Annotated in this window: 16 protein-coding genes, 2 pseudogenes and 1 other annotated feature (1 of these 19 only partly in view); of the genes and pseudogenes, 3 read left to right on the forward strand and 15 right to left on the reverse strand. The window is 47.1% G+C overall.

The window, feature by feature from the left end; translation table 11 throughout:
- Positions 1 to 5 precede the first annotated feature (5 nt).
- The 3 genes and pseudogenes from ruvA to AXI59_RS20535 all read right to left on the reverse strand — a co-directional run.
- Positions 6 to 611 carry a Holliday junction branch migration protein RuvA gene (ruvA, locus tag AXI59_RS14365; RefSeq protein WP_061522922.1) on the reverse strand — a complete coding sequence of 202 codons (606 nt, stop codon included), beginning with the start codon at positions 609 to 611 and terminating at the stop codon, positions 6 to 8.
- Positions 612 to 745: 134 nt separating this feature from the next.
- A complete protein-coding gene (locus tag AXI59_RS14370; protein ID WP_061523003.1) occupies positions 746 to 1249 on the reverse strand; it encodes an intercompartmental signaling factor BofC in 504 nt (167 codons plus the stop codon).
- 116 nt (positions 1250 to 1365) lie between these two features.
- Positions 1366 to 1443: pseudogene (locus AXI59_RS20535) on the reverse strand (hypothetical protein); the annotation flags it as partial.
- 232 nt (positions 1444 to 1675) lie between these two features.
- On the opposite strand from AXI59_RS20535, the pseudogene AXI59_RS14375 reads away from it, so the two are divergent.
- Positions 1676 to 3117 (forward strand): annotated as a pseudogene (locus AXI59_RS14375) (alanine/glycine:cation symporter family protein).
- A gap of 41 nt (positions 3118 to 3158) precedes the next feature.
- Here AXI59_RS14375 and AXI59_RS14380 read toward each other — a convergent pair.
- From AXI59_RS14380 to nadB, 5 genes are all read right to left on the reverse strand, one after another.
- Positions 3159 to 3767, reverse strand: a complete 609-nt coding sequence (locus AXI59_RS14380; protein WP_061522923.1) for a YhcN/YlaJ family sporulation lipoprotein — start codon at positions 3765 to 3767, stop codon at positions 3159 to 3161.
- A gap of 135 nt (positions 3768 to 3902) precedes the next feature.
- Complete coding sequence (safA, locus tag AXI59_RS14385) at positions 3903 to 5108, reverse strand: spore coat assembly protein SafA (RefSeq protein ID WP_061528586.1); 1206 nt, start codon at positions 5106 to 5108, stop codon at positions 3903 to 3905.
- Between the two features lie 127 nt (positions 5109 to 5235).
- Positions 5236 to 6342: a quinolinate synthase NadA gene (gene nadA / locus AXI59_RS14390; protein WP_061528587.1), complete on the reverse strand. Its 1107-nt coding sequence runs from the start codon at positions 6340 to 6342 to the stop codon at positions 5236 to 5238.
- Positions 6329 to 7192: a carboxylating nicotinate-nucleotide diphosphorylase gene (gene nadC / locus AXI59_RS14395; RefSeq protein WP_061528588.1), complete on the reverse strand. Its 864-nt coding sequence runs from the start codon at positions 7190 to 7192 to the stop codon at positions 6329 to 6331. The genes nadA and nadC overlap by 14 nt, the downstream gene beginning before the upstream one ends.
- Positions 7174 to 8739 carry an L-aspartate oxidase gene (gene nadB, locus AXI59_RS14400; RefSeq protein ID WP_061528589.1) on the reverse strand — a complete coding sequence of 522 codons (1566 nt, stop codon included), beginning with the start codon at positions 8737 to 8739 and terminating at the stop codon, positions 7174 to 7176. Before nadB ends, nadC begins: the two co-directional genes overlap by 19 nt.
- A 103-nt stretch (positions 8740 to 8842) precedes the next feature.
- On the opposite strand from nadB, the gene AXI59_RS14405 reads away from it, so the two are divergent.
- On the forward strand, positions 8843 to 9994 hold the full coding sequence (locus tag AXI59_RS14405; RefSeq protein ID WP_061528590.1) for an IscS subfamily cysteine desulfurase: 1152 nt from the start codon (positions 8843 to 8845) through the stop codon (positions 9992 to 9994).
- Complete coding sequence (locus AXI59_RS14410; protein ID WP_061528591.1) at positions 9991 to 10533, forward strand: transcription repressor NadR; 543 nt, start codon at positions 9991 to 9993, stop codon at positions 10531 to 10533. Before AXI59_RS14405 ends, AXI59_RS14410 begins: the two co-directional genes overlap by 4 nt.
- A gap of 28 nt (positions 10534 to 10561) precedes the next feature.
- Here AXI59_RS14410 and pheA read toward each other — a convergent pair whose 3' ends face one another.
- From pheA to rplU, 7 genes are all read right to left on the reverse strand, one after another.
- Positions 10562 to 11419: a prephenate dehydratase gene (pheA, locus tag AXI59_RS14415; RefSeq protein WP_061522930.1), complete on the reverse strand. Its 858-nt coding sequence runs from the start codon at positions 11417 to 11419 to the stop codon at positions 10562 to 10564.
- A 14-nt stretch (positions 11420 to 11433) separates the two neighbouring features.
- The gene (gene thrR, locus AXI59_RS14420) at positions 11434 to 11877 is read right to left on the reverse strand and encodes a transcriptional regulator ThrR (RefSeq protein ID WP_007408173.1); all 444 of its coding nucleotides are present in this window, start codon (positions 11875 to 11877) and stop codon (positions 11434 to 11436) included.
- A gap of 52 nt (positions 11878 to 11929) precedes the next feature.
- Positions 11930 to 13216, reverse strand: a complete 1287-nt coding sequence (gene obgE / locus AXI59_RS14425) for a GTPase ObgE (RefSeq protein ID WP_061522931.1) — start codon at positions 13214 to 13216, stop codon at positions 11930 to 11932.
- Positions 13217 to 13247: 31 nt separating this feature from the next.
- Positions 13248 to 13826, reverse strand: a complete 579-nt coding sequence (locus tag AXI59_RS14430; protein ID WP_061522932.1) for a sporulation initiation phosphotransferase B — start codon at positions 13824 to 13826, stop codon at positions 13248 to 13250.
- Positions 13827 to 14144: 318 nt separating this feature from the next.
- Positions 14145 to 14429: a 50S ribosomal protein L27 gene (rpmA, locus tag AXI59_RS14435; RefSeq protein ID WP_003152662.1), complete on the reverse strand. Its 285-nt coding sequence runs from the start codon at positions 14427 to 14429 to the stop codon at positions 14145 to 14147.
- 12 nt (positions 14430 to 14441) lie between these two features.
- Entirely contained in the window at positions 14442 to 14783 is a 342-nt protein-coding gene (locus tag AXI59_RS14440) for a ribosomal-processing cysteine protease Prp (protein ID WP_061522933.1), read from the reverse strand.
- A gap of 2 nt (positions 14784 to 14785) precedes the next feature.
- Positions 14786 to 15094 (reverse strand): 50S ribosomal protein L21, encoded by a 309-nt coding sequence (gene rplU, locus AXI59_RS14445; protein WP_003152660.1) that lies wholly within the window; start codon positions 15092 to 15094, stop codon positions 14786 to 14788.
- Between the two features lie 13 nt (positions 15095 to 15107).
- Positions 15108 to 15110: a sequence feature (ribosomal protein L21 leader region), on the reverse strand; it runs 71 nt beyond the window's last position.

Consider the following 15110-nt stretch of genomic DNA (forward strand, 5'->3'; position numbering starts at 1 on the left):
TCACCTTACTTTAATAGTTTTTGCAATGCTTTTTTCACATATTGATCTGTGGAAAGCGCCTTTTCCTCTTTTAAGTGAGGAAGCACTTTCTTAATCTCTTTCTCGGCATAGCCGAGAACCCTGAGCGCTTCAAGCGCCTCATCGAGCGCGGTCTCAGCCTCTTGTTTTTCAATGCGTTCTTCATGATTAAACAAGTTGTCGATCATTTCAGGCACTACATCGGCAAGCTTCCCTTTTAAATCCAAAATGATCTGCCGCGCCGTTTTTTTGCCGACGCCGGGAAACTTCACCAAAAAGGCTTCATCTTCCTGTTCAATCGCTTCAATGACCGCCCCCGGATCACCCGAACCGAGTATCGCGAGCGCCCCTTTCGGCCCGATGCCCGTGACGTTTAACAGCTTTGTGAAAAGCGCTTTTTCTTCACGGGTTGAAAAGCCGTACAGGGAAAAGGCGTCTTCTTTAATATGATGGTACGTAAAAATGGTCTCTTGATTGCTTACCTTATAGATAAACGGATTCGGGGTGAAGATCTGATAGCCGATTCCGCCGTTTTCAATCACAATGTATTGGGGAGATACGTAATCAATCGTCCCCTTCACGAATTCAATCACACCTATTCACCTCTTTGACTGCTTTTCATTGTACCATAAAAACAGCCAAAGTCTTAAGAAAAGTTAACGTATGTTCGCGTTGCCGCCCCTCATGTCAGAAAAAAAAGACATGGGGAACATGTCTTACACAAAAATCATCCGCTGTATGTCTTAATATGATCGATGACGCTCTCAAATTCTGCTTTTGTCCTGTACGGAATGCCGTTTTCCAAGTGCTTTTGCAAATGGCTTTCCAGCCGTTCTAAATCAATCTGAAAGAAGGACTGGATCGGCTCCGCTAAAGAGTCGGGTCGGCCGTGAAAAGTGGAAATGACGCCCCCGTCCGTGATGCCGATATATCCGTTGACTTTGCTGAGCGGAGAGATATCATCTACATGCTTGCGGAACAGCACAAACCCTTTTTTCTGTTCAACAAGCGTCCATCCCGCATAGGCCGCCCAGAAATCTTCCATCGCCAAAACGGTTTCATCCGTATGTTCAATGCCGACATCTCCGTCTAAATAAACCCTTTCCAACTGCACGTGCACCCGAAGCGGCCCATAATGCTCAACCTCCGCTCCAAACACGCGGGGCTCCCCTGTAAAAAGGGCTGCGGCTGATAATATAAGTATAAACAAAAGACGTTTCACCAAAAACACCTCTTTATTCAATCAAACTCTTTATGCTAGTTTGACCAAAGATGCGGCGGCTTAACCATTCTTTCCTTTGCATCCGTAAAAAAGCAGCCCTCCCGTCGGAAGACTGCTTTGCCATGCTATTTGCGCTTACCTGCAATCAGCTTCATTTGCCCGGGCGTCAGCTTAAGGCGATAGCCCCTGACGGTTAAATACACTTCCCCTGCACCGAAGCTTGGTCATACTGGTTTGTTTTTTTCATTCCGGCCCCTCCGTCTCTTTCTTATTGCTTCCATCGTAACAAGGCGATATGAAGGGCGTTTTAAGAAAATGTAAAGGAATGGTAAAGCCGGCTTTTTTAATAATGAGGGAGAAAATATACCCGAAAAATTGTGTAAATAGTCATGCCGCGCCATAATCCAAATATAAGACAAACAAGGGGGAATCTGATTGGCAGAATTTACAGCAAGCTTAAACGGTATTTTGTGGAGCACGCCCGTTATTTATATTTTGTAGCAGTCGGCCTTATCTTTTCGATTTTGACCCGCTTTTTGCAAGTCCGGCATATAAAAGAGATGATTCTCCTGATGTTTCAAGGAAAAACGGGCGTATCGTCATTTCAGGCATTGTCCATTGCGCTCTCAGGGCGCGTAGGGACGGGAAATATTGCAGGTGTGGCAACAGCCATAGCGTTCGGCGGTCCCGGCGCCGTGTTTTGGATGTGGGTCATCGCCTTTATCGGTTCAGCCAGCGCCTTTGTCGAGTCCACCCTCGCACAAATTTATAAAGTGAAAGAAAACGGCCAATACAGGGGCGGCCCTGCTTATTACATAGAAAAAGGGATCGGAATCAAATGGTTTGCCGTATTATTTGCCTTTGCCGCACTCGTTGCTATGGCCGTCCTGATGCCGGGTGTTCAATCAAATTCGATCGCTGAAAGCGTACATAATGCATTTGGCATCAATCCCATTTTTACGGGCTGCTTCCTCGTACTGCTGCTCGGTTTTATCATTTTCGGCGGAGTGAAACGGATTGCCCAGGCCGCGCAGATGATTGTGCCGTTCATGGCCTTTGGTTATATCCTTTTGTCACTTGTCATTATATTAATGAATATTACGGAGCTGCCTGCGGTTATCGCACTGATCTTCAAAAGCGCGTTTGCATTGGACGCTGCGTTTGGCGGCCTTATCGGCATGGCAATTTCTTGGGGAGTGAAACGGGGAATCTATTCTAATGAAGCAGGTCAGGGAACAGGGGCGCACCCAGCGGCGGCCGCAGAGGTTTCTCATCCGGCCAAGCAAGGTTTGGTTCAGGCTTTTTCGGTTTATATTGATACGCTGTTTGTCTGTTCGGCAACCGCATTTATGATTTTATTTACAGGGATGTTTAATACTCAGACAGAGGATGGCTCGTATATTGTCTACCATGTCAAAGGGGTTGAAGCGGGGCCCGGTTTTACCCAGGCCGCAATTGATCAAGTTATGCCGGGATTCGGGGCAGGTTTTGTCGCGGTTGCTCTTTTCTTCTTCGCTTTTACAACCATTATGGCTTATTACTACATTGCCGAGACAAATATCGTCTACTTAACACGGGGCGGAAAAAACAAATGGGCGATGCTCGGCTTAAAAGCGGTCATTCTTATCGCAACGTTTTACGGTGCTGTTAAAACGGCAGATATTACCTGGGCGCTGGGAGATGCCGGGCTGGGAATCATGGTGTGGCTGAATGTCATTGCCATTGTCGTGCTTGCAAAACCGGCCCTGCTTACGTTAAAGGACTATGAAAGACAGAAAAAACAAGGGCTTGACCCTGTGTTTGATCCTAAAGCGCTCGGGATAAAAAATGCTGTTTTTTGGGAAAAGAAGTATGCTGACCATAAACGGGTATCTTAATATGTAAACACTGCCGGATGACATCATCCGGCAGTTTGCTTTTAACGGCTGTTTTGATTCATGTCGCGCAGCCTAGTAAACGTTGCATTATCGGTAAACACTTGAATTGTGCGGCCGTTTGCAAATTTTTTCGCCGCACGTTTGATTTGCTTATCATTATGCTTCGTAAAAGGATGGTTCGTTCTGACTGCAATGACGACTCGGGTATCGGTTACAATGACCTGAGCATCCTGAACGCCGTTTACTTTTTTCACACGGTCTGCAATTTTTGAGGCCGTTCTGATATTTTCGGCATTGTCATAGCCATTGTATGACATCGCAGCCGGGTTGTTAACGTTACGGCCGTTATAAGTGCCGTCCGTTGTTAACGGAACGCCGTCATTCGGCGCATATCGATCGGACACATTCGTTGTATTATTCGTCGTATAATGACGGCCGTTTCGGTTTTCCATCATTTCGGAAATAGGGCCTTGGTGGTCCATTCCGTTCTGACGTCTGCCGATATCATTATCATTTGAATAGTACCCGACAGGACGGGTTGTCTGATTATGATTGTAACGCCCATCATTCATGGCATTGTTTGCTCCGCATGCTGATAAGCTTGCTGTCACGACCAAAAGGCCGGCTATCGTCGTCAATTTTTTACCCAATGGAAAAACCCCCCGTGGATTCATCGCTTCTGAGCGTTGCCGCTCATGTTTTAGGATGCACGGCAAATGGGGGGTTTAAGCTTGTCAGTTATGACCAGCATAAAAAAAAGGAACGACATACATCGTCCCGAATGATTAATCTTCTTCTTCGTCCGGCCGGCCGAACATTTGGTTTGCATTTGGCTGATTCGCCATGACGTTAGGGGCTGCTCCCCCATAATGCATATAATGCCCGCCGTACGCCCCCATATTCGGATAAGCTTGCACAGGCATATTCGCATAATGGTGATGTGAGCCGTGATGGTGGTGGTGATGATGTGAATCATGACAGCCGCAATCATCATCCTTAAATTTTCCATCTTCATGTTTATGAGGCGCATTCGCGTAATAGTTGGCACCGACCGCCGGGTAACCGCCGTAATAAGGCATATTCGCGGACATTGCGCCTCCGTGAGCATGTTTGTAACCGTCATATTCCATATTTTCATGAGCCTGGTTTTCATATCCGCCATAACCCGCCGGTGAAACAAAACCAGGATGGAATCCGTACGAATAAGGCATGGGCATCGGATAGCCTCCGCCCATCGGATAGCAAGGGTGGCATAATCCTGACCCCGGCAGCACCGGCGTAACCGGAACCGGACACGGGCAGCAAGGCATCTGGTAATGCATATACGGCTCAACCATCGGCATACTAGGCATCGGCATGGCTGGAATATTAGGCATATTCGGAATGTTATAAGTTATATTTTCTTTTTCCATCTTGCCGGCTTCAGGCGCCTTCGGCATATTAGGCATATTAGGCATATTAGGCATATTAGGCATATTAGGCATTTTCGGGTAATTCGAGTTTTCCATATTGATCATTGCCTCCTGTTGTGGAAATTTATTCATGTCAAACTCATTCTCTTTCGGCTCGACAAAATGCGTCACTAGCTCCTCCGGCTTAGGAGGCGACCACGGCTGAAACAGCTGATTGGATGGATAATATTGATTCATATCAGCTTCCGGCAGTACATTTTCATGTTTTTCGGGCATTGGCGGCACATACGGCACTGACGTTTTTTCTTCTTCCGGCATTGTGTCTTCAATGTCCACAACTGATTTCGGCTTTTCCTTAGCATATGGATGCTCGTGCTTTTGCACTGAAGGCCCGAAATGTGCCTTAGGTTCTTTTCTGACCGGAACAGCTTCTGAAGGCACCTTTATCTTCATTCCAGGCATGATTAAGTCTGGATTGCTGAGCTGAGTATTCAGTTTTTTTATCTCTTCGAAATCAACTCCGTATTTTTCAGCTATTTTCCAGAGCGAATCGCCTTTTTGAACGATATGAATTTTCAACGTTTTCCCCTCCTATGCACAAAACGTGAACAGTTCATTTGTCATTACAATATGTTTCTTCACAATATATGCCTACGTACAAGGCATGATGATAAAAATTTTTGAAAGGAGGGGAATTTTTTCATCTTTACGTATGTTTCAGCATTCTGTTTAACGCCTGCAGCGCATCTGTTTGAACGGCCTTCGGCACTTTGATGACGCCTGTCGGCTCGCCTTTTTCCACCTGCTCTAACGACCAAAGCAAATGAGGAAGGTCAATTCTGTTCATCGTCAGACACGGGCACATATCAGGGTTCAGCGATTCAATTTGTTTATCCGGATGCGACTGAATAAGGCGCTGAACTAGATTCATCTCCGTCCCAATCGCCCACTTACTGTTCGGTTCAGCCCGTTCAATCGTATCAATGATGTATTTGGTAGAGCCGCTGTCGTCGCTGAGTGAGACCGTCTCCCGCGAGCATTCAGGATGAACGATAATTCGAATCTCCGGATCACGCTTACGCAAATGAGAAATGTTTTCCGCGGTAAACTTTTCATGGACGGAGCAATGCCCTTTCCACAGAATGACCCTTATCTTTTCCGGGTGTTCCTCAGTGAGCAATTGTTCTTGTATCGGGTCCCATACAGCCATATCCTCCAGCGGAATACCGAGGTCATAAGCCGTATTTCTGCCCAGATGCTGATCAGGCAAAAATAAAATTCTTTTCTTTTGCATAAAAGCCCATTTCAGCACTTTCAGGGCATTTGAAGAGGTAACGGTCGCCCCGCCGTGCCGCCCGACAAATGCCTTAATCTCTGCAGTAGAATTGACATACGTTAAGGGGATGATGGTATCTCCGTACATACGCTGAAGCTCTTCCCACGCTTTATCTGTCTGCTGTATATCTGCCATGTCTGCCATCGAACAGCCCGCACGCATATCAGGCAAAATAACGGTTTGGTCATCTGCCGTCAGCATATCTGCCGTTTCAGCCATAAAATGTACGCCGCAAAACACAATATATTCCGCTTCTTTATTTTTTTCCGCCACCTGGGCAAGCTGAAGGGAGTCACCCGTCGTATCGGCAAATTGAATGACCTCATCCTTTTGATAGTGATGGCCGGGAATGAACAGACGCTTTCCGAATTTCTGTTTAATTGCGGCGACCCGTTCCTCCATTTCCCGAGCAGTCATCTCTTTATAACGGCTCGGCATGAATTCATTTGATTTTGTCATGACATCAAAGATTGACATTTTCCAGTCCCCCCGTTTTTGATACTGCAACATCCATACTGATGTCGGCGCTTTTGACAGAATGAGTCAGAAACCCTAAGGAAATAAACTGAACGCCCGTTCCTTTATAAGCAGGCAATGTCTCAAGCGTGATTCCGCCGGATGCTTCCGTTTTGATATGGCCCGGAGTCATGTTTGCAAATTCCCTGACGGTTTCAGGCGGACAATTATCAAACATAATGACATCCGCTCCGGCCCCAATGGCCTCTTGCAGCTGCTGCTCTGATTCAATCTCGACCTCTATCGCAAGCATATGGCCCGCTGCTTTTCGCGCCCGCTCCATAGCCGCCTTTATCGAGCCGCACGCAGCGATATGGTTATCTTTAATCATGATGCCGTCATATAAGCCGAACCGGTGGTTACTCCCTCCTCCGATTCGAACAGCATATTTTTCAAGCATTCGCAGCCCCGGTGTCGTTTTTCTTGTATCACAAAGCTTAATGGCCGGATCATCCAGGCGTCTTTTGGCCTCATCGGTCATTGTCGCGATGCCGGACATTCTCTGAATGAGGTTAAGAATGACGCGCTCTCCGGTAAGAAGTGAAGCTGCAGACCCTTCTAATGAGGCAAGAACGTCCCCTTTCTTCATACGGTCTCCGTCTTTTTTGATGAAATCGATGCTGATTTCACTGTCTAAAAGCCCGTAACCTTCACGGATGATTGCAGCTCCGGCAAACACTCCGTCAGTTTTGGCGATAATTTCAGCCTTACACCGATGATCTGAAAAGATCGCTTGTGATGTGGCGTCCCCCGATCCGATATCCTCCTGAAAAAAATGAGTCAGCAATTTCTTTAGCTGCAAAACGTCCATTGTTTCCAAATCCCTTCGTTTTTTCTGATGACCGTTTCTGATTTCGAATGAATGATTTGTTTTCCGCGCCACTGTTCCTCCGTTTGCGGAAAATCAGAGCGAAAATGGGCTCCCCTGCTTTCTTCCCGCAGCAGTGCAGAGGCTGTCACAAGTTTTGCGGCCTGCCATAAGAAAGAAAGCTCTGCTTGTTCAATTGTGATTTCCTTCACATTAATATGATGCACAAACGCGTCAGAAAGCCATTTTTCCAACGCCTGCAATTGTTCCTTTTCTCTGACGATGCCCGCTGCGTTTGTCATTCTGGCTTGGAGCTCTTGAAGCTGGATATCCGGTACTTGAAAGATGATGTCACGTTCCGCTGATGCTTTTTTCAACCTTCCATTGGCCGGTTTTTGAATGATATGCTCAGCCGCTCTTTGTCCGCTCACCAGCGCCTCCAGCAGGGAATTGCTTGCAAGCCGGTTCGCTCCATGCAAGCCGGTGCAGGCGGTTTCTCCAATTGCGTATAGGTCAGGCACAGCGGTTTCTCCCCATGTATTGACTTTTACACCGCCCATTAAAAAATGCATCCCCGGAGCTACAGGTATCCCGTCGCTGATATCGATACCCGCTGCTTGACAAATGCCCGTTATGGTCGGAAACCGCTTTTCAAAGCCGGAAATTCGGCTGCAATCCATGCTGATCGGATTATTTCTCATCATCTCTTCATGAATGGCTCTTGAGACAACGTCTCTTGGCGCCAAATCTTCCAGCGGGTGCCTGCCGGCCATAATCCGGCGCCCTGACAGGTCCGTTAAACAACCGCCCTCTCCTCTGACCGCTTCAGATATAAGCCCGTATGCCGCTCCGTTTTTGATAAGGAGGGTCGGATGAAACTGGGTGAATTCCATATCTGTTATCTCAGCCCCCGCCCGGTAAGCAAGCGCAATTCCGTCTCCCGTTATCGCAGAATCGTTTGTATGATGCTGATAAAGATTGCCGCAGCCGCCGGCTGCGAGCACTACATAGTCCGATCTTCTGTATGAAACAGAGCCCTCCGCATCCTTCACAGCAACGCCGGCACATCGGCCGTGTTCAATCAGCAGATCTAATGCCGTTTCATGTTCAATGATTTGTATTCTGCCGCTAAGCCGCTGAAGCAGAAAATCAACCAAGATTCGGCCGGTGGCGTCACCTCCGGCATGCAGAATTCTGCGGATTGAATGAGCCCCTTCCTTGCCGAGGCTCACTTCTCCGTATGAATCAACGTCAAATGGAAATTGGCTTACAATCAGCTGATTGATGATTTTTTTTCCGCTCTTCAACAGTTCCCGAACAGCTGTCACATCATTATGGCCGCAGCCCGCGTACAGCGTATCATTTACATGGGATTCGATGGAGTCTTCTTTTGCGTATGAAGCGGCAATTCCGCCTTGGGCGTAATGTGAATTGCTGTTTTTGACGTTTTTTTTCGTGATGACAGTCACTTGGTATGACGGGGGCAATGAGGAAGCAAATGAAAGTGCGGCTGTCCCCGAACCAATGACAATAATTGTTTTTTCAGACATACATCGGCCTCCTGTTGTTTACACATGTCTTGACACTTATATTTACACAACGATAAAATAAACTCAAGCATTTTTTATCATGAACGGATAGGAGACTGACTACATGATCTATCTTGACTACGCAGCGTCAGCACCTGTTTGCGAAGAAGCACTGCAAGTATTTCAGCGCCTCAGCACGGAGGTATACGGAAATGCAACCAGCCTTCATGACGCCGGCGGAAAAGCGGCCAATGTGCTCACATACTGCAGAAATTCTTTAGCGGAGCTGATCGGCGGAGAGGCTGACGGCATTTATTTTACGGACGGCGGAACGGAAGCGAACATATTGGCGGTTCAATCATTGGTACACGGCCTTCCTGCCGAAAAAAAACATTTTATTACAACCGCCATGGAGCATCCTTCCATCCATAATGCCGCGGCTTTTCTTTCTCATCAGGGGATTGACGTCACTGTCATGTATCCCGATAAAAACGGGCTTATTACCGAGGACATATTGGCAGCCCATATCAGACCTGATACAGGATTGGTTTCCATTCAGCATGCCAATTCAGAAACAGGCCTCATCCAGCCGGTGCAGCCCCTGGCGGCATTTCTCCATAAAAGGGGGATTCTCCTGCATTGCGATTGCGTGCAAACCTTTGGCAAACTGCCGATTCATGCCGACGAGACGGGAATAGACGCCCTTTCCGTTTCGAGCCATAAGGTGTACGGACCTAAGGGGGCAGGCGCCGTTTATATCCGGCCCAGTGTCAGCTGGAAGCCGGTTTACCCCCAAACAGTACATGAAAATGGATTTCGGGCCGGTACGGTCAATGTGCCGGGTATCGGAGCTTTTACGGCTGCGGCGGAATATGCAGTGAGGAATATGAAAAAAAACCGGCTGCACGCTGAAAGCTTGCGGCAATATTTGTTTGAGCAAGTCCGTCTAAGCGGCCTCCCCGTCTCATTCTCGGCTGAGGAGACCGAGGGCGAGTGCCTGCCCCACATTGTCGGGTGTTTTTTTCACTTCTTTGAAGGACAATATGTTATGTTAGAATGTAATCGTAACGATATTTGCATCTCAACGGGGAGCGCTTGTTCCGCCGGGCATCACGGTCCTTCTTCGGCTATGAAGGCGTTGAAAAAACCCGAACGGGACGCACGGCGGTTTATCCGGATTTCATTCGGGAACGAGACCACATTCGAACAGCTCGATATGTTATTACATACATTTACGGCGCTATGGGAGCAAAAGAAAGGAGAATCAGCAATTTGACAGAAGGAATAAAGCTTACGGGGGCGAAAAGACGCGAGACGCTGCTTCATTGGCTGAAAGAAGCCGGCTCACCATTAACAGGGGGAGAGTTAGCAAAAAAAGCGAACGTGTCGAGACAAGTCATCGTGCAGGACATTTCGCTGCTGAAGGCAAAAAATGAGCCGATCATCGCAACGAGCCAAGGCTATTTATACATCAGCCGGACCGCAGGCGGCGAAAAAGGCGCCGAACGGATTATCGCCTGCATACACGGCCCGGAGCGGACGGAAGAAGAACTTGAACTCATCGTTGATGAAGGTGTCACCATAAAGGACGTCATCATTGAACATCCCGTATACGGCGATTTAACGGCTTCCATACGGGTCAGCACCCGTAAAGAAATTAAACAGTTCATGAATAAAATTAACTCGACAAACGCCGCTTACCTGTCTCAGCTGACCGGAGGCGTGCATCTCCATACTTTGAGCGCACCGACAGAAGATCGGATTGACCAAGCCTGCCAGGCGCTGGACGACGCAGGAATATTAATTAAGGATTAAAAAAAGCCCTCAAGCAAGAGGGCTTTTTTTACAGACAATAGGATTGATACGTTCCGAGAAGCTTGACCCGGCAGCCGAGGGCTTCCAGTTCTTGAATGGCACCCGGAATGAGCACCTTATCCATTGCCTGTTCAATATCGATGATAAAGAAATAGTTGCCCAGACCGGTTTTTGTCGGGCGCGATTCAATCTTTGACAAGTTTAAGTTTCTCCATGAAAAAGCGGACAGCACCCTGTGCAGGGCGCCTGATTGGTCGTCCTGAGGGAGCGTCACCATCAGCGTCGTTTTCGGTCTTGAAGACAGCTTCTTATTCACTTCAAATGAGACATCTTTTTCAGGTGAAAGAATGATAAATCTTGTATGGTTGTCCTGATAATCTTGGATATCACGCTTAACGATGCGTAATCCGTATGTAGCGGCCGCCATTTCATTTGCAATCACACCGATCGGAAGTTCAGAGTGCTCGCTGACGTATTTAGCCGCCGCACCAGTTGATTTTGCATACTCATAAGGAACAGACGAAAAATGCCGATGAAGAAATTTGTGGCATTGCGCGATTGCATGAGAATGAGAATAAATTTTCTCAAGGTGTTTCCACTCATTTTCCCTTGAAGGGTGGACAAGCAGATGCTGGTGAATCGGCAGCGTCATTTCCCCCACGATCGACAAAGGCTGTTCGTGGATCAAGTAGTCTATCGTTAAATTAACAGACCCCTCCAGCGCATTCTCCAAAGGAACAAAGGCCAGATCAACTTCCCCTGCAACCGCCGCATCCATGCATGCCGGTATCGTATGGTACGCAGCTTGTGTCATACTGTTTTGAAAGCAAGAACTGACTGCTAGATGTGTAAATGTAGCTTCTGGACCTAAATAACCGACTTTCATGATTTCTTCTCTCCTTACGCACCTGACCCTAAGATTTCAACTTTTTCTATAAAATCAAATTTTCTCAGTTTATTCATTAACGTATGAATGTTTTCTTCCATGGCGGACGTGCTGATTGAGAGCGTTACATTCGCCCTGCCCTGAAGCGGAATCGTCTGGTGAATGGAAAGCACATTGCTTCCAGAGTCAGCTACCGCCTGCAAAAGCTGGGATAACGCCCCTGACCGATCCTCCAAATGAAAGAAAAGTGTGATTATTTGTTCTTTAACCATTGTATAAAAAGGGAAAACAGCATCTCTGTATTTATAAAAAGCGCTTCTGCTTAAATCCACTTTTTGCACGGCGTCTGCAACTGACTCAGCTTTTTTTCTGTCGAGCAGCTTTTTGACTTCGAGGGTCTTTCGCATCGCATCAGGCAAAACGTCTTCACGGACTAAATAAAATGTCTCTTCTTTCATTTTCACCCCTCCCTCTTACATCAGAGAGCCTGCAAAGCAAGCTCTCCTTTTTTTAATCAATAAATTCAAATTCAAATTCCAAGAGCCTGATGATATCGCCGTCTTTTGCTCCCTGTTCTCTCAGCGCTTCATCAACGCCCATTCCGCGCATCTGTCTTGCAAAGCGCTTGACGGATTCGTCACGGGAGAAGTCAGTCATCTTAAACAAGCGTTCAAGGCTGTCTCCTGAAAGCACAAACGCACCGTCAGGATCACGGGTGATGTTAAACGGCATTTCTTCATCTTCCATCGTGTACAAGACGCGGTTTTCCGCCAGTTCTTCCTCATCATACAGCGGGAATTCAGGCGTTGTTTCCAATTGGTTAGCGACTTCAAACAGAAGCTCGCGGACCCCTTCTCTCGTCACCGCACTGATCGGGAAGACAGGATGGTCATCCTGAAGCTTTTCTTTAAACGCCTTTAGGTTTTCAGCTGCCTCAGGCATGTCCATTTTATTTGCGACTATAATTTGCGGGCGCTCTGTCAGCCGCAGATTATACTCACTGAGCTCCTGATTAATGGTCAGATAATCCTCATACGGATCGCGGCCTTCCATCGCCGACATATCAATCACGTGGACAATGACGCGCGTCCGTTCGATATGGCGGAGAAATTGGTGGCCTAACCCGACCCCTTCATGAGCCCCTTCAATTAAACCGGGCAAATCAGCCATGACAAAGCTTCTCGCGTCATCTGTTTCCACCATGCCCAGATTCGGAACAAGCGTTGTAAAATGATAATCCGCGATTTTCGGTTTTGCCGATGATACGACAGACAAAAGCGTAGATTTTCCGACGCTCGGGAAACCGACGAGACCTACGTCTGCAAGCACCTTTAATTCAAGCACGATATAGCGCTCTTTTCCCGGTTCTCCGTGCTCTGACAGCTGCGGTGCCGGATTGGCCGGTGTCGCAAAACGGGTATTTCCGCGTCCGCCGCGTCCGCCTTTTGCTATGACGGCACGCTGGCCGTGCTCAGTCAGATCGGCAATGACCTGTTTTGTATCATCATCTGTCACGACTGTGCCGGGCGGAACTTTAATCACCATGTCCTCCGCGTTTTTGCCGTGCTGATTTTTAGACATGCCGTGCTCGCCGCGGATGGCTTTGAAATGTCTTTGGTAACGGAAATCCATTAACGTGCGCAGACCTTCATCGACCTCAAAAACGACGTCGCCGCCCTTTCCTCCGTCGCCGCCCGCAGGCCCGCCTTTCGGCACATATTTTTCACGGCGGAACGCAACCATTCCGTTACCGCCGTCGCCGCCTTTTACATATACTTTCACCTGATCTACAAACATAATATCCTCCGTTCTAAACCGTGAAAAACCGCTAGTTCACCCCAATTTCGGCCACACATTCATGGCCCGTCAGCTCAAATTGGATTACATCAAAGTCCTCATATCGGGATTTGCGAAAATCATCAAAAACGTCTGCATTTGCAATTGTTCCGTGAAAATCGAGATATAAAATAAGCTGTCTGTCAGGGTGATCCGTTTGCAGCGATACGGTCAGATGATTTTCACTTTCATTGCTTACCGCCAGACCGAACAGATGAAACAGTTTTCTCATCATGTTCGACAGCTTTTGATCATATGCCGATAAATCTTTTATTTCTCCGAGCACTTCATATTCGAGCCTCATATATTGGGACTTCCAATTAAACGTCAGAAAGTCAAACGCCAAGTGCGGGGTTTTCAGGTTTGAGAGCTTTGATTCATGCTTTGCATCTATGACCATTTCGTCAATGATTTCAACAACGCGGTCATACTTCTGCAAGCTTAAGTTTCCTTTAATAAGCTGAAGCTTATTCATCCAATCATGCCGGAAATGGCCCATTAAATGGATCAGCTCGCTGGTTAAAGCCGCCTCGCTTATAGGTTCTTCTTGTTTCTTCGATACATCCTTCATTTTCGCACTCCCAATCGTTTAATTTCTTATTTAGGAGTCTTGATAAGTGTGTACTATGAATTATAACAGAGAAGGCTTTGTTAGAAAAACACTTGTTTTTCCTGGTTCATCATGTTCCTTTTTTGGATCGGCATGCGTTTTGGATGCCAGGCAGAAACATTGTAGTATCACTGCTTGGGGAACATATCCAGTGGGTATGAGAAGCTGGTGTTCTCATTCTAGGCGGGGTTCACTCGCACATCCTCTGCTTTTCATTCTTGATGTTACTCCGCTTACTGCAAAAAAAACTCCAGTCAACGACCGGAGTTTTTTGTGTCATTATTGAGCTACAGGATATACGCTCACTTTTTTGCGGTCACGGCCGAAACGTTCGAATTTAACAGTTCCGTCGATTTTAGCAAAAAGAGTGTCATCTCCTCCGCGGCCCACGTTTTCACCTGGGTAAATTTTCGTTCCGCGTTGACGGTAAAGGATAGATCCGCCTGTAACGAATTGACCGTCTGCACGTTTAGCGCCTAAACGTTTAGATTCAGAGTCACGTCCGTTCTTTGTAGAACCTACACCTTTTTTAGAAGCGAAAAACTGAAGATCTAATCTAAGCATGTAACTCACCTCCTATATTTGGTTTGTAGTCAACCGTAAGTGGTCATTGTAATCCCGCTCGATTGTCTCAAGAGAAACAATCATGCCTTCAATCAGCAGCTGCGCTTTTTGAAAAGCTTCCTGATCAGCGGCTTCAGGGAATTCAAAATAGAAATAACCCCCGTCCTCGCCTATATCAAGAATCGGTTCGAGAGGAGCCAGTGCGATAACCGCATTGACTGCTCCGAAGACAACAGCTGTGACCGCGGCGCAAACGAGATCTCGTCCATGTTCAGCAAAATCGGCATGCCCCGTCATTTCAAAGGACAAAATGCCCTCTTCTGTGCGGGATCTTCGAATTGTTGCCTGAATCATGCTTACGCGTTGATTTTTTCGATTGTCAATTTAGTATAAGGCTGACGATGACCTTGTTTTTTATGAACATTTTTCTTTGGTTTGTAACGGAAAACTGTGATTTTTTTCGCACGGCCTTGTTTTTCAACTTTAGCTGTAACTGTCGCGCCTGCAACTGTCGGGTTGCCGACTTTCACGCTGTCTCCGCCAACAAACAATACGTCTTCAAACGTCACTGTTTCACCTGCTTCAGCAGCAAGTTTTTCGATGTAAACAGTTTGACCTTCTTCAACTTTGATTTGTTTTCCGCCTGTTTTAATGATTGCGTACATTCTCTGCACCTCCTAT

Origin of the sequence: Bacillus nakamurai, from assembly GCF_001584325.1 — a bacterium.
Taxonomy (GTDB): domain Bacteria; phylum Bacillota; class Bacilli; order Bacillales; family Bacillaceae; genus Bacillus; species Bacillus nakamurai.

Coding starts and splice junctions, on each gene's coding strand:
- thrR (WP_007408173.1), bottom strand. CDS start 11,877: ATGAAAGAAGAGACATTTTATTTAGTCCGTGAAGACGTTTTGCCTGAT.
- AXI59_RS14405 (WP_061528590.1), top strand. CDS start 8,843: ATGATCTATCTTGACTACGCAGCGTCAGCACCTGTTTGCGAAGAAGCA.
- nadA (WP_061528587.1), bottom strand. CDS start 6,342: ATGTCAATCTTTGATGTCATGACAAAATCAAATGAATTCATGCCGAGC.
- obgE (WP_061522931.1), bottom strand. CDS start 13,216: ATGTTTGTAGATCAGGTGAAAGTATATGTAAAAGGCGGCGACGGCGGT.
- nadB (WP_061528589.1), bottom strand. CDS start 8,739: ATGTCTGAAAAAACAATTATTGTCATTGGTTCGGGGACAGCCGCACTT.
- rpmA (WP_003152662.1), bottom strand. CDS start 14,429: ATGCTTAGATTAGATCTTCAGTTTTTCGCTTCTAAAAAAGGTGTAGGT.
- pheA (WP_061522930.1), bottom strand. CDS start 11,419: ATGAAAGTCGGTTATTTAGGTCCAGAAGCTACATTTACACATCTAGCA.
- AXI59_RS14440 (WP_061522933.1), bottom strand. CDS start 14,783: ATGATTCAGGCAACAATTCGAAGATCCCGCACAGAAGAGGGCATTTTG.
- nadC (WP_061528588.1), bottom strand. CDS start 7,192: ATGGACGTTTTGCAGCTAAAGAAATTGCTGACTCATTTTTTTCAGGAG.
- rplU (WP_003152660.1), bottom strand. CDS start 15,094: ATGTACGCAATCATTAAAACAGGCGGAAAACAAATCAAAGTTGAAGAA.
- AXI59_RS14430 (WP_061522932.1), bottom strand. CDS start 13,826: ATGAAGGATGTATCGAAGAAACAAGAAGAACCTATAAGCGAGGCGGCT.